The 12,254-nt window shown below is 68.7% G+C and carries 12 protein-coding genes and 1 pseudogene; 5 read left to right on the top strand and 8 right to left on the bottom strand.

What is annotated here, in order from left to right; all coding sequences use genetic code 11:
* The 4 genes from BN11_RS02940 to glgX all read right to left on the bottom strand — a co-directional run.
* The coding region (locus BN11_RS02940; RefSeq protein ID WP_162213148.1) for an inositol monophosphatase family protein at positions 1-501 on the bottom strand (501 nt) is incomplete at its 3' end.
* Between the two features lie 10 nt (positions 502-511).
* Positions 512-1,144, bottom strand: a complete 633-nt coding sequence (locus BN11_RS02935; protein ID WP_048700674.1) for a hypothetical protein — start codon at positions 1,142-1,144, stop codon at positions 512-514.
* On the bottom strand, positions 1,141-1,581 hold the full coding sequence (locus BN11_RS02930) for an acyl-CoA thioesterase (RefSeq protein ID WP_048694262.1): 441 nt from the start codon (positions 1,579-1,581) through the stop codon (positions 1,141-1,143). Before BN11_RS02930 ends, BN11_RS02935 begins: the two co-directional genes overlap by 4 nt.
* Positions 1,578-3,860: a glycogen debranching protein GlgX gene (glgX, locus tag BN11_RS02925; RefSeq protein ID WP_048694258.1), complete on the bottom strand. Its 2,283-nt coding sequence runs from the start codon at positions 3,858-3,860 to the stop codon at positions 1,578-1,580. Before glgX ends, BN11_RS02930 begins: the two co-directional genes overlap by 4 nt.
* 82 nt (positions 3,861-3,942) lie before the next feature.
* Here glgX and fabG point away from each other — a divergent pair, with 82 nt between their 5' ends.
* Positions 3,943-4,701 carry a 3-oxoacyl-ACP reductase FabG gene (gene fabG, locus BN11_RS02920; RefSeq protein ID WP_048694244.1) on the top strand — a complete coding sequence of 253 codons (759 nt, stop codon included), beginning with the start codon at positions 3,943-3,945 and terminating at the stop codon, positions 4,699-4,701.
* 59 nt (positions 4,702-4,760) lie between these two features.
* The gene (locus BN11_RS02915; RefSeq protein ID WP_048694236.1) at positions 4,761-5,096 is read left to right on the top strand and encodes a hypothetical protein; all 336 of its coding nucleotides are present in this window, start codon (positions 4,761-4,763) and stop codon (positions 5,094-5,096) included.
* 9 nt (positions 5,097-5,105) lie between these two features.
* Here the strand turns inward: BN11_RS02915 and BN11_RS02910 are convergent, their stop codons facing one another.
* Positions 5,106-5,864 (bottom strand): SDR family oxidoreductase, encoded by a 759-nt coding sequence (locus BN11_RS02910; RefSeq protein ID WP_048694233.1) that lies wholly within the window; start codon positions 5,862-5,864, stop codon positions 5,106-5,108.
* Positions 5,865-5,977: 113 nt separating this feature from the next.
* Between BN11_RS02910 and BN11_RS02905 the strand changes: the two genes are divergently transcribed.
* Positions 5,978-6,622: a TetR/AcrR family transcriptional regulator gene (locus BN11_RS02905; RefSeq protein WP_083433951.1), complete on the top strand. Its 645-nt coding sequence runs from the start codon at positions 5,978-5,980 to the stop codon at positions 6,620-6,622.
* On the opposite strand, the gene BN11_RS02900 is transcribed toward BN11_RS02905, so the two are convergent.
* Positions 6,623-7,324 carry a hypothetical protein gene (locus tag BN11_RS02900; protein ID WP_157043947.1) on the bottom strand — a complete coding sequence of 234 codons (702 nt, stop codon included), beginning with the start codon at positions 7,322-7,324 and terminating at the stop codon, positions 6,623-6,625.
* A 124-nt stretch (positions 7,325-7,448) separates the two neighbouring features.
* Here BN11_RS02900 and BN11_RS02895 point away from each other — a divergent pair, with 124 nt between their 5' ends.
* Positions 7,449-9,032: an aspartate:alanine exchanger family transporter gene (locus BN11_RS02895; protein WP_048694225.1), complete on the top strand. Its 1,584-nt coding sequence runs from the start codon at positions 7,449-7,451 to the stop codon at positions 9,030-9,032.
* 100 nt (positions 9,033-9,132) lie between these two features.
* Here the strand turns inward: BN11_RS02895 and ettA are convergent, their stop codons facing one another.
* The gene (gene ettA, locus BN11_RS02890) at positions 9,133-10,815 is read right to left on the bottom strand and encodes an energy-dependent translational throttle protein EttA (protein WP_048694220.1); all 1,683 of its coding nucleotides are present in this window, start codon (positions 10,813-10,815) and stop codon (positions 9,133-9,135) included.
* Between the two features lie 213 nt (positions 10,816-11,028).
* Here ettA and BN11_RS02885 point away from each other — a divergent pair, with 213 nt between their 5' ends.
* Entirely contained in the window at positions 11,029-11,715 is a 687-nt protein-coding gene (locus BN11_RS02885; protein WP_048694212.1) for a single-stranded DNA-binding protein, read from the top strand.
* A gap of 18 nt (positions 11,716-11,733) precedes the next feature.
* Here the strand turns inward: BN11_RS02885 and BN11_RS02880 are convergent.
* Positions 11,734-12,254 (bottom strand): annotated as a pseudogene (locus BN11_RS02880) (ABC transporter); the annotation flags it as partial.

Here is a 12,254-nt window from a genome sequence, read left to right as displayed (position 1 = left end):
GTGGCCCGCGAGCTTCGGCAGGTGGCGGCCGTTGAGGGTCGTCTCCCCCTGCCCGTGCGCATCGACGCGGCCCACCCAGGTCTCGTCGCTCGGTTCCTGGCGGATCGCCCCGACCAGGCTGCCATCGCTGTGCCGCAACGCGATTGCGCTGCACCACGGCCCCACACCGTTGGCGAAGTTGAAGGTGCCGTCGATCGGATCGATGACCCAGGTCCGCCCCGATGAGGAGGGCCAGGTCGAGCCCTCCTCCCCCACGATCCCGTCGTCGGGCCGTAGCGCGGACAAGGCCGCGACGATGTCGGCCTCGGCTCGGTGGTCCGCCGCCGTCACGAAGTCCGCGGCCGAGGTCTTGCGCGTCCGTTCGAGGGGCCCGGCACGCAAGTGCGCACCGATCGCCGCCCCTCGACGCACCAGCGCGGCAGCCAGGTCCCCGTCGTCGTCCGGTGCCCCGAGTCCCTCCAGCCACTCGTCCGTGCCGGGCAGAACCGCTGCGGGCGTCATGACAGCAACATTAACGGGCGAGGGCGTGCCCGGCGGCTGTGCGCAGCCGCCACCAGGGCCCAGACCGGAAGAGTCGCGCCGGCTCGCCCGGAGTGAGGAAGCGCAGGCGGTATGCCGCGAACGCCAGCCCCCGCGGCGCGTGCCAGCCGGTGAGGGGTTCGCCCCAGACCCGGGCGCGGAGGGCGTCGACCTGCGCAGCCAGACCGGTGCCCGCCTCGCCGAGTTCAGTGATCCCGGCGCGCACCTCGCGGATGAGGTCCTCGGCGTCGAGCTCGCCGGCCGGTTCCCACCCCGAGCGCGGCGGCGACTGCGCGGCCCACGGCTCGAACAGCGACATCGGGGGCACGGGGATCTCGTAACGGTCGGGGTGGTGCGCCCGGCCGTAGGCGATGCGGTCGAGCACAGCCGCCGCCGGCACGACCACGTCGACGTCCTCGCCGGGTTCGACCGCGAAGGTGCGCAGGCCCAAAACCGTGCCGCCCCCGGTGATTCCGCGTCCGGGCACGACGCAGACGTATGCCGCGAGCACCGGGCCCGAGGCGACCAACCGGATGCCCGCGTCGGCGTCCGCCGTGCGCACGATCGTCGCGTAGCGCTTCAGGTCGTCCTGTGATTCGGCATCCGCCAGCACGATCCCGCTCATCGCCGGCGCCACCGGAAGGCGACGGGTTCACCGGCCAGGCCCTGCAACACCGCGCGCTCCCGCGGATCCAGCCGCCGCGGCGCGGACCGCGCGAAGTCGTAGGCGACGAGTGAGGTCTCGGCGCGGGCATACAACTGCTCGCCCACCTCGTCGGGGTCGCGCACCTCATAAGCCACGTCAAAACTGGCGCCGGCGATCGCCGTGGGCCACAACATGATCCGCACCGGCGCGTGCCGGAAGACCAGCGGCGCGAGGTATTCGATCTCGTGGCGGGCAACGAGCACTCCGGAGTCCAGCATCGAACGGTCCTCGTCGAACCACTCCGCGAAGGCCGCAACCCGGGCGTCCTCGAGGAGGCGGAGGAACTGGACGTTGTTGACGTGCCCGTAAGCGTCCATGTCGGACCACCGCAGGGCAACATCGACACTGCGGCTCACGACGGCTTGCCCTTGCCTCTCGAGCGCTTCGGGCCGGTGCGCGGCGCCCCGGCGCTCTCGGGTTGAGCCGCCTGTGTCGTCGCGGCCGGGTCGGCCGCAGCGACGCCGCGGGTCTCGGGTGCCTTGGCAGCGCCGCGCGGCGGGGCGGCCTCCTTCTCGCTGACGTGCCGCAGCACGAGCATGCTGCGCGGCGCCACCTCGACCACGCTCCCGGCCGTGTGAATCGAATCGTCGGTTTCGGTTGCGCCTGTGTCGATCTCGATCTTCCAGGCCAGTCCGTAGTCGGCGATGGGCAGGGTGAACGGCAGCATCTCGTGGTGGGCGTTGAAGATCAGCAGGAAGCTGTCACCCTTGATGCGCATGCCTCGCACATCGGGCTCCGGGATCGCCTGACCGTTGAGGAAGACCATGATCGAGCGGGCATGCCCGTTGCGCCAGTCCGATTCACTCATCTGCGACCCGGCCGGGGTGAACCACGAGATGTCGTGCACCTCGCTCTCGCCGCCGTGGTCAGCGCTGCCGGCGAAGAACCGGCGCCGGCGGAAGACGGGGTTCTCCTTGCGCAGCTGCAGCACGCGGCGGGTGAAGTCGAGCAGGTCGCGTTGATCGGCGTCGAGGTCCCAGTTCATCCAGGCGATCTCGTTGTCCTGGCAGTAGGCGTTGTTGTTGCCGCCCTGGGTGCGGCTGACCTCGTCACCGTGGGCGAGCATCGGAACGCCTTGGGAGAGAAGGAGAGTCGTGATGAAGTTCTTTTGCTGCCGGATGCGCAGCGCGCGAATGACGGGATCGTCGGTCGGGCCCTCGACGCCACAGTTCCACGACCGGTTGTGGCTCTCGCCGTCGCGGTTGTCCTCACCGTTGGCGGCGTTGTGCTTGTCGTTGTAGGAGACCAGGTCCCGCAGCGTGAAGCCGTCGTGGGCGATGACGAAGTTGATGGAGGCGATCGGCTTGCGGCCGGAATGTTCGTAGAGGTCGGAGCTGCCGGTGATGCGTGAGGCGAACTCGCCGATGGTCGCCGGCTCGCCGCGCCAGAAGTCACGCACGGTGTCGCGGTACTTGCCGTTCCATTCGGTCCACAGGGGCGGGAAGTTGCCGACCTGATAACCACCCTCGCCGATGTCCCACGGCTCGGCGATGAGTTTGACCTGGCTGACGACCGGGTCCTGCTGGATCAGGTCGAAGAAGGCCGACAGCTTGTCGACCTCGTGGAACTGGCGGGCCAGCGTGGCGGCGAGGTCGAAGCGGAAACCGTCGACGTGCATCTCGGTGACCCAGTAACGCAACGAGTCCATGATCAGTTGCAGCACATGGGGATTGCGCATCAACAGCGAGTTGCCGGTGCCGGTGGTGTCGTAGTAGTGCGCCGGATTGCTTTGCACCAGGCGGTAATACGCGAGGTTGTCCAGGCCGCGGAACGCGAGCGTCGGGCCCATGTGGTTGCCCTCGGCGGTGTGGTTGTAGACGACGTCGAGGATGACCTCGATACCGGCCGCGTGCAGCGACTTGACCATCGACTTGAACTCGGGCACCTGCTCACCCCGGGTGCCGTAGGCGGCATACCCGTTGTGCGGCGCAAAGAACCCGATCGTGTTGTAACCCCAGTAGTTCGACAGGCCCTTGTCCTGCAGGTGGAAGTCGTCGACGAACTGATGCACCGGCATCAGCTCGATGGCGGTGACGCCGAGGGAGACGAGGTGATCGATCATCGCCGGGTGGGCAATGCCGGCATAGGTGCCGCGCAGCGCCTCGGGGATGTCGGGGTGCAGCATCGTCATGCCCTTGACGTGCGCCTCGTAGATGACGCTCTCGTGGTACTCCCGCTTCGGGGGCCGGTCCTGGTCCCAGTCGAAGAAGGGGTTGACGACGACGGACAGCAGGGTATGCCCGAGGCTGTCGAGCCCGTTGAGCTCGCCTTTGGTGCCCCGGTCCACGTCGGTCATCGGATAGCTGAAGAGCGACGGGTCACCCTCCATGTGCCCGTCGATCGCCTTGGCGTAGGGGTCGAGGAGGAGTTTGTCGGGGTCGAAGCGCAGGCCCAGTTCCGGCAGGTAGGGCCCGTGGACCCGGAAACCGTAACGCTGACCCGGTTGCAGACCCGGCAGGTAGCTGTGCCAGACGAATCCGTCGACCTCCTGCAGCGGGACGCGCTCCTCGGTGCCGTCGTCGCCGATGAGGCACAGCTCGACCGCTGTCGCGCCTTCGGAGAAGACGGCGAAGTTGACGCCCGAGCCGTCGTAAGTGGCCCCAAGGGGGTAGGGCTTACCCGGCCACAGATCCATGCTGTCCTCACCGTAGGCTGTTTGTGAACCTAGAACCTATCCGCCCGCGCACGCGGACGGAAATCACTGCAAGGGAGCAGCCATGTCCGAGTCCACCCGAGTCGCCGTCGTCACCGGTGCTGCCCGCGGTATCGGGGCAGCCACCGCGATGCGCCTGGCCAAGGACGGCAACGCCGTCGCCGTGCTCGATCTGGACGAGGGTGCCTGCGCGGGCACCGTCGACGCCATCACCGCTGCCGGCGGCCGGGCGTTGGCGGTCGGCGTGGACGTCTCGGACGAGGCCCAGGTCCAGGCCGCCGTCACCCGCATCGCCGAGGAGCTCGGCGCCCCCGTCATCCTCGTCAACAACGCGGGCATCATCCGCGACAACCTGATCTTCAAGATGACGACAGCTGACTGGGATGCCGTGATGGGCGTGCACCTGCGCGGAGCCTTCCTCATGGTGCGCGAGTGCCAGAAGTACATGACGCAGGAGAAGTACGGCCGCATCGTCAACCTGTCCTCCTCCTCCGCGCAGGGCAACCGCGGCCAGGCCAACTACTCCGCCGCCAAGGCCGGCCTGCAGGGCTTCACCAAGACTCTCGCCATCGAGCTCGGCCGTTTCGGCGTCACGGCCAACGCCGTCGCCCCCGGGTTCATCCAGACCGATATGACGGCGGCCACCGCCGAGCGCATCGGTATGCCGTTCGACGAATTCATCGCCGCCACCGCCAAGACCATCCCGGTCGCCCGCGTCGGCCAGCCCGACGACATCGCCGCGACGATCAGCTTCCTGTGCTCCGAGGAGGCCGGCTTCGTCTCCGGTCAGGTCATCTACGTCGCCGGCGGCCCCCTGGACTGACCTGTGCCCTGCGGGTCGGCCGTGGACCCCGCTGGCCATTCACCCGTACGCCCACTCGTGTGATCGTTGAGACCGTCGCGGTGTTCGGTGGCGCAGCACAGACGATGACGGCTACTACCGAGTGGATCCGTCGGAATCGGGCCGTGCGCAAAGGCGAACTGCGATTTCACGACGCCCTCGCCTGTGCCGTCAGAGCGATCAGTGGCAGGTATGGCCTGATCATGGACGGCCCACCCGCTGAAACTGGTGTCGAGGACGACGTGCACCTCTTCATGTGGGAAGTGGGGACACGCGAACAGATCGAAGCCGCCGTCCGTGTTCAGGATTCGCGGCTCCGTTGCACGCTGACCAAGTGGCGACGCGCGGATGAGGACCCGTCGATCGGTGGGTCCTGAGCTGCGCCGTCAGAGCCCGGCGACGAGGGTCACTCCCCCATCGACGACGAGCGTCTGCCCGGTGATCCACGCGGCGTCCGAGGACAACAGGAAACTGACCGCGCCGGCGATGTCCTCGGGCATACCCAGCCGCTTCATCGGGTACGGCGCCGCGACCTGCTCCTCCCGGCCGTCATACAGCGCCTCGGCGAACTTCGTCTTCACGACGGCGGGAGCGACGGCGTTGACCCGCACGGCCGGACCCAGCTGGTAGCCCAGTTCGACGGTGAGGTGGATCAGCGCGGCCTTCGACACCCCGTACATCCCGATCACCCCGGAGGCCCCGACGCCGGCGATCGAGGCGACGTTGACGATGGCGCCGCGGCCGCCGTCGGCCAGACCGGCCGCCATCACCTTCTGAGTCCACGCCAAGGCGGCAACGACGTTGGTGTCGAGGATCTTGCGTGCCGCGTCCAGCGGAGTTTGAAGGATCGGCCCGTAGACCGGGTTGATCCCCGTGTTGTTGACCATCAGGTCCAGACGCCCGAACTTGGCGAGAGCCGTGGCGATCACCTCGTCCTGGTGCGCCTCGTCGCCGGCATTGCCGGCAACCGCCACGGCGCGGGCCTCCCCGCCGAGCGCGCTCACCGCCTCGGCGAGCGCTTCCGGCTTGCGCGCGGTGATGACCACCCGCGCGCCCTCGTCGACGAGACGCTGAGCGATGGCCAGCCCGATGCCGCGGGAGGCACCGGTGACGATGGCGACGGATCCGTCGTGGCGGCCGGACATGTGGATGCTCCTTGCATTCGAGGGCGGGGCCCGTGCACTTCACCACGCCGAGACGGAGGCGTCAATGAGCCCGATCACCTGCGGTCTCGGATGCGTGCGGCATGCTTGGGCCCATGACCGATCGGGTGCGCACGCGCGAACTGCACGCGCGCACCTACGACGTCGCGGCGATCCCCCTCACCGATGACGTGACCGAGACGGCGCTACGGCTGATGGAGGCCGCCGCTGACGCGTTCGCCGACCGCGGCTTCCACGCGACGACGACACGCGACATCGCCGGTCGCGCCGGCCTGTCCCCGGCCGGGGTCTACGTCCACTTCGCGTCCAAGGAAGAACTGCTGTTCTCGATCTGCGAGCGCGGCCACACCGCCGCCCGTGACATGCTCGTCGCCGCGCAAGCCGGAGCGAGCACGCCGACCGAGGCGCTCTTCGCGATCATGGTCAACTTCTCCCGCTGGCACGCCGAGCAATACCGTGTCGGTCGCATCGTCCAGTACGAGTTCGGCCACCTCACCACGGAGCACCGCGACGCCGTGATGGGCCTGCGCAAGCAGATCGACGCGGTGGTGCGATCGGTGCTGACCGACGGCGTGACCGCCGGCGAGTTCCGGGTCGAGGACGTGCCGCATACCGCCCTCGCGTTGCTGTCGTTGTGCATCGACGTCGCCCGCTGGTACGAACCCGGCATCAAACGCAGCCCCCAGGAGATCGGCGAGATCAACGGCGAACTGGGCCTGCGTCTCGTCGGGGCCCGATGATCAGCCGAATGCGACCGCCTTGACCGCTTGACCGTGTTCTCGAGCGACGGCTGCCGCGTTGATCAGGAGTTCGGCCCGCTCGCCGGAGCGTGACGAGATCGAGACCACGGTGAACCCGCGCCGGGCGGTGAGGGTGTCGACGCGCCAGTCCTTGCCCGGGTTGCCGTGCGCCCACAGGGCCGCCACGACGGAGGACTCGGCGAGCCGGGCGGCGCTCGCGCGGTCTCCGCGATTCCACGCCGCGACCAGCGTGGCCGCGTAGCTCGAGACCGGGCCGCGGATGCCGCCCACGCGCGCCTCCGTGACCGCCCCCCAGCCGCTGCCGGGGCGGCCACCCAGCAGGACGGTGACGTCGAGCGTCTCCCCCGCGCCGCGGACGTAGCTGATGTGCAACTCGCCCCACCCGGCCTCCGCGCCTGTCTGGGTCCAGACCCCGCCAGTGGCGCCCTCGGTGAAGAGCATCGAGGTCAACTGGCCGCTGCCGAAGCACTGGGTGCCGAACTTCCCGCCCCGCTCCACCGCTCGCACGAACCGGGTGCCGTAGTCGATCGCCGGCAACGTCGCGACCTCGCCGAAGGCGGCCGCACATTCGATCGCTGTGGGGCGGGCCGGCGCCGGTTGCGCCTCGGCGGCACCGGCGCCGACGGTCGCGGTGGCGATCATCCCGGCGGCCAGCGCCGCCCAACGGTTCGCGCGTCTCATCGTGTGCATCGTCTCCTGCTCCTTCGTCTCGTCCCGACGCGTCGCGAGAACCCCCTCCGGCGAAGCTTGTGACGAACGCCTGACGATTTCGGTTGGCCCTGCGCGGCCTGTATTCTGGTGACACGTGGATAACTTCCTCGCCGAGCAACCGATCCTGCTCCTGTTTCTGTTGCTGGCGATCGGGACACTACTCGGCAAGATCAGCATCCGGGGCGTCGGTCTCGGGCCGGCGGGCGTGCTCTTCGCCGCCCTCGCCTTCTCCGCCATCCACCCCGACTGGGCCGTTCCAGAGGTGGTCGGCAACCTCGGCCTCGCGCTTTTCGCCTACACCATCGGGATCGTGGCCGGACCCTCCTTCTTCTCCGGCCTCCGACGCGGCGCCCGGCCCATCGGGCTCGTCGCCGTCACCCTCGTCGCGCTCGGCGCGCTGACCTACGGCATCGGTCGCGGGCTCGGCTTCAGCTCCGGCACCATCGCCGGGTTGTATGCCGGGTCCAACACGAACACCCCCGGCCTCGCCGCCGCGATCATCCGCCTCGACGGCTCACCGGAGCCGACGGTCGGCTACTCACTGTCGTATGTCGGTGGGGTGCTGGTGATGCTGCTCACCGCGGCATACGTGGTGCGCGCCGGCCGGGCCGCACCCGATCCCGAAGCCGCGGCGAACCGGCCGGAGGTCGAGACCCGCGTCATCGAGATCACCCACGACAACGTGATGGACATCAGCGAACTGCACCGCACCCCATACGGTGAAGTGCTCTTCTCCCGCCACCGCACCCCCGACGGCGAGATGCACATGGCGTCCGGCGAGACCGTGCTCCGCCCCGGCGATCTCGTGCATCTCGTGGGGTCCGAGCGGGCGCTGAACCACCTGACCAAACAACTCGGCCGGGTGAGCGCCGCCGTGTTGACGATGGAACGCGACGAATTCGACTTCCGGCGAATCATCCTGTCCGACAAGGCATTGTTCGGCAAGACGATCGGCGAGCTGCACCTGTGGGACCGGTTCATGGCGCGGGCGACGCGCGTGCGCCGCGGCGACCAGGACTTCCTTGCCACCGAGCACCTCATCGTCCAGCCGGGCGACCGCATCCGGGTCACAGCCCCCGCGGACCAGATGGGCAAGGTCGCGAAGTTCCTCGGGGATTCCGAGCACGCCATCTCCGATATCAACCCGCTGGGCCTGGCCACGGGTATGGCGCTCGGCCTCCTGCTCGGGACCGTGCCCTTCGTCGTGCCCGGCCTCGGGACCTTGCACCTGGGTGCGGCGGCCGGACCCTTGCTGGTGGGGCTCGTCGTCGGGCGTCGGGGTCGAACCGGCCGGCTGCTGTGGACGCTGCCGCATTCGGGTGCCGAGACCCTCACCCAGCTGGGGCTTCTGCTGTTCCTGGCGTATGCCGGTGGCCGCGCCGGTAGCCAGGTGGTCACCGCCATCACCTCGCCGCTCGGTGTCAAACTCGTGCTCGCCGGCCTGGTCATCACGGCGGCTCACGCCGCCGTCCTCGCCCTCGGTGCCCGCCAGCTCGCCCTCGCCGCCCCCCGGACGGCCGGCATCCTGGCGGGTTCGCAGACCCAGCCGGCTGTGCTTGCCTACGCCAACGAGTCCACGGGCCACGACCCCCGCGTCACCCTGGGGTACGCCCTGGTCTACCCCGTAGCCATGGTGGTCAAGATCATGGCCTGTCAGATCCTGACGATGTTGCCGTAGCCGGCCGCGTCGTATGAGCGGCGGCCGCTGGCGGGAGACGGCCGAACGTGGCGCAGGGCCGGGGGCCGGCGGCTATCCACGCCGGCCCCGTGGGCCAGGCTCAGTCGCGGTGCAGCTTGCGATAGGTCACGCGGTGCGGGCGGGCCGCTTCCTCGCCGAGGCGCTCGACCTTGTTCTTCTCGTAGGCCTCGAAGTTGCCCTCGAACCAGAACCACTTGGACGGATCCTCGTCGGTTCCCTCCCACGCGAGGATGTGGGTGGCGACCCGGTCGAGGAACCACCGGTCGTGGCTGATGACCACGGCGCAGCCGGGGAAGTCGAGCAGGGCGTTCTCGAGCGAGCCGAGGGTTTCGACGTCGAGGTCGTTGGTCGGCTCGTCGAGCAGGAGCAGGTTGCCGCCCTGCTTCAAGGTCAACGCGAGGTTGAGCCGGTTGCGCTCGCCACCGGAGAGAACGCCGGCCTTCTTCTGCTGGTCCGGACCTTTGAACCCGAACTGCGAAACGTATGCGCGCGAGGGGATTTCGACGTTTCCGACCTTGATGAAGTCGAGCCCGTCGGAGACGACCTCCCACAGATTCTTCTCCGGGTCGATGCCGGCGCGGGACTGGTCGACATACGAGATCTTGACAGTCTCGCCGATCTTGACGCTGCCCTCGTCTGCCTCCTCGAGCCCCACGATGGTCTTGAAGAGGGTCGTCTTGCCGACGCCATTGGGGCCGATGACGCCGACGATTCCGTTGCGGGGCAAGGTGAAGGAGAGGTCGTCGATCAGGATGCGGTCGCCGAACCCCTTCTCGAGGTCGCGGACCTCGATGACTTGTGAGCCGAGCCGCGGGCCCGGCGGGATCGCGATCTCCTCGAAGTCGAGCTTGCGGGTCCGCTCCGCCTCGGCCGCCATCTCCTCATACCGCTGCAAGCGCGCCTTGGACTTGGTCTGCTTCGCCTTGGCATTGGAGCGCACCCACTCCAGTTCCTCCTGGAGCCGCTTGGCGAGCTTGGCGTCCTTCTTGCCCTGGACCTCCAGGCGGGCGCGCTTCTTCTCCAGGTATGTCGAGTAGTTGCCCTCATAGGGATAGGCGCGGCCGCGGTCGAGTTCGAGGATCCACTCGGCCACGTTGTCCATGAAGTAGCGGTCGTGGGTGACGGCGACGACGCACCCCTGGTATGCCGCGAGGTGCTGTTCGAGCCACAGGACCGACTCGGCGTCGAGGTGGTTGGTGGGCTCGTCGAGCAGCAGCAGGTCGGGCTTCTCCAGCAGCAGCTTGCACAACGCGACGCGGCGCTTCTCGCCACCGGAGAGGACGGAGACGTCGGCGTCCGGCGGCGGGCAGCGCAGGGCGTCCATGGCCTGCTCGAGTTGCGAGTCGAGATCCCAGGCGTCGGCCGAGTCGATCTTTTCTTGCAACTGCCCCATCTCGGTCATGAGCGCATCGAAGTCGGCATCGGGATCCGACATCAGCTCGGAGATCTCGTTATAGCGATCGAGCGCCTTCTTGATCTCCCCCGCGCCCTCCTCGACATTGCCCAGGACGGTCTTGGTCTCGTCGAGCTTCGGCTCCTGCATGAGGATGCCGACGCTGTATCCCGGGGTCAGTCGGGCCTCGCCGTTGGAGGCCTGCTCCAGGCCGGCCATGATCTTCAGGACCGTCGACTTGCCGGCCCCGTTGGGTCCGACGACGCCGATCTTGGCGCCGGGCAGGAAGGACAGAGTGACGTCATCGAGGATGACTTTGTCTCCGTGCGCCTTGCGCGCCTTGGAGAAGACATAGATGAACTCGGGCATGCCGCCAAGGCTAACTGCGGCCCTGCCGTGCTCCGAATCGGCGCCACCCCGCACGCCTGGTTGTCCACAGCCAAGATCGCAACTTCCCGTTGTCCACAGGGTTTTCGGCGACCCTTGGCCGGGTTCGCGCGGCACGGCAGGCTGGCACGGAGGCTGCGCGCAGGGCGTGGCCAGACATCATCAGCAACACACCTACACCTTGGGGGTGCAGCAATGCAGGAACTTCGCGTCACCATCAGCGGCAATGTCGTCGCCGACCCCGAATTGCGGATCGGCAGCACGGGAAACCCCTTCACGACATTCCGGGTCGCCGTCAACATCACCAAGCGCACCGACGCCGGGGTCTACCAGGAGGTCCGGACCGAGTACTACCGAGTGACCGCGTTCGGGGCGCTCGGGCACAACGCGATGGGCAGCCTGAAGAAGGGGCAAGGCGTGCTCGTCTACGGCCGCTTCAAGACCGAGACCTATCCGCGACAGGACGGCTCTGAAGGGGCGAGCATCGAGATCACGGCGGATGCGCTCGGGCACGACCTGACCTTCGGCTGGGCCGACTATCACAAGGGGCGCAAGCCGGCCGAGGACTCGAGCGACCCGCGCAACGACCCGGCCGTCCGCGCGGCTCGGCAGGAGGACTATGCCCGCGACCAGCACGCTCGCGACCAGCAACGCAGCGGCTGGGGCAGCGGTGCCCACAACTGGAACTCCGACTACGTCACCACCGACGCCGGCACCGTCGATCCCCGGACGGGTGAGCTCAGCTCCGGAGCGGACGGCTACGCGGCCGATTCCGGCACGGGCGAGGCGGCTGCGCCCGTGGACTTGGGCGAAGGATTCCCGCCGGATCTCGACGAAGCCGAGGAGGACGTCGAGTCGGCGGATGACAAGGCTCTGGTCTGAGCGTCGCGGGCCAGTGGGCTACCGCTTGCCGCCCGCAGCGGCGGTCTCGAGCTGGATCCGGGTCTGCCGGTGCCGGGCGAGCACGTCCGAGACCGGCGCCACGATGACCCGGTCCGCGACCTCCCCGATCGCCACGTCGAGCCGCTTGCCCGTCCCGGCAGCACGGCGCCGGGCACCGATGCCGGCGAACCACCTGGACAGCAGCGCGAGGAGCCAGCCGAGCAGGAGGCCTCCGACGAGCAGCACCAGCGGGAGCCCGAAGGGGCCGACGTGCCACATCGGAAGGTCCACGAGGTTCTGGGCGCCGAAGAACACCTCGACCAGGGTCCAGACCAACCCGACGACCACCGCGATGGCCAGCAGGATCTGCAGGATGCTCAGCAAGCTCCACCAGATCGGCCGGTTGCTCCGCAGCGGAGTGGCCATCACGGCCTGGTCGAGTTCGTCGGCGAGGCGGTCCTGCGAGGGCTGCGCGGCGGCGGAGACGGCCTCGGCCCAGCGATGGGGCAGGCCAGCGCCGGCAGCGTCGGCGAGCCGCC

The sequence above is a fragment of the Nostocoides australiense Ben110 genome (genome assembly GCF_001050535.1).
GTDB lineage: Bacteria > Actinomycetota > Actinomycetes > Actinomycetales > Dermatophilaceae > Nostocoides_A > Nostocoides_A australiense.
The sequence above is the reverse complement of the archived record's forward strand: the minus strand, read 5'-3'. Positions and strand labels throughout refer to the sequence as shown.

Coding starts and splice junctions, on each gene's coding strand:
- BN11_RS02935 (WP_048700674.1), bottom strand. CDS start 1,144: ATGAGCGGGATCGTGCTGGCGGATGCCGAATCACAGGACGACCTGAAG.
- BN11_RS02905 (WP_083433951.1), top strand. CDS start 5,978: ATGACCGATCGGGTGCGCACGCGCGAACTGCACGCGCGCACCTACGAC.
- BN11_RS02900 (WP_157043947.1), bottom strand. CDS start 7,324: ATGAGACGCGCGAACCGTTGGGCGGCGCTGGCCGCCGGGATGATCGCC.
- BN11_RS02885 (WP_048694212.1), top strand. CDS start 11,029: ATGCAGGAACTTCGCGTCACCATCAGCGGCAATGTCGTCGCCGACCCC.
- glgX (WP_048694258.1), bottom strand. CDS start 3,860: ATGGATCTGTGGCCGGGTAAGCCCTACCCCCTTGGGGCCACTTACGAC.
- BN11_RS02910 (WP_048694233.1), bottom strand. CDS start 5,864: ATGTCCGGCCGCCACGACGGATCCGTCGCCATCGTCACCGGTGCCTCC.
- fabG (WP_048694244.1), top strand. CDS start 3,943: ATGTCCGAGTCCACCCGAGTCGCCGTCGTCACCGGTGCTGCCCGCGGT.
- ettA (WP_048694220.1), bottom strand. CDS start 10,815: ATGCCCGAGTTCATCTATGTCTTCTCCAAGGCGCGCAAGGCGCACGGA.